Source organism: Blautia acetigignens (assembly GCF_025566865.1).
Lineage (GTDB): Bacteria > Bacillota > Clostridia > Lachnospirales > Lachnospiraceae > Blautia_A > Blautia_A acetigignens.
On record NZ_JAOQJM010000041.1, the window covers coordinates 1,349 to 1,831 of the forward strand.

Below are 483 nucleotides of genomic sequence, written 5' to 3' on the forward strand. Positions count from 1 at the left end.
ATGTGTTTTACTGTTGAGTTATCAAGGCGATAACAACTAAATAACATATTTCTGGTGTCGATGCGCTTGTGGGAAACACCCGTTCCCATCCCGAACACGACGGTTAAGACGCAAGCGGCCGATGGTACTGCATTGGAGACGATGTGGGAGAGCAGGTGGGCGCCAGATTATGGGGATGTAGCTCAGTTGGGAGAGCACCTGCCTTGCAAGCAGGGGGTCGAGAGTTCGAATCTCTTCATCTCCACTGGAATCGAAAGATTTCAAATGGGCTTATAGCTCAGCTGGTTAGAGCGCACGCCTGATAAGCGTGAGGTCGGTGGTTCGAGTCCACTTAAGCCCACTGGCTTAGATCTTTATTAGCCGTGAGGTTAAGTGATTAAGCCTTTGATTGTACCTTGAAAACTGCATACATGTAAATTTGATTAAAGTTAATCAAATATCCTTGATACAAACGTTAAAACGTAAGATAGGAAGACATCGATT

General features: G+C 45.5%; 2 tRNA genes and 1 rRNA gene. All 3 read left to right on the forward strand.

The window, feature by feature from the left end:
• Positions 1-50 precede the first annotated feature (50 nt).
• The 3 genes from rrf (at position 51) to OCV70_RS18790 (ending at position 340) form a co-directional block, all read left to right on the forward strand.
• Positions 51-168 (forward strand): 5S ribosomal RNA (gene rrf, locus OCV70_RS18780).
• Between the two features lie 3 nt (positions 169-171).
• A tRNA-Ala gene (locus OCV70_RS18785) sits at positions 172-244 on the forward strand.
• A gap of 22 nt (positions 245-266) precedes the next feature.
• Positions 267-340 (forward strand) — tRNA-Ile (locus OCV70_RS18790).
• Positions 341-483: the final 143 nt, after the last annotated feature.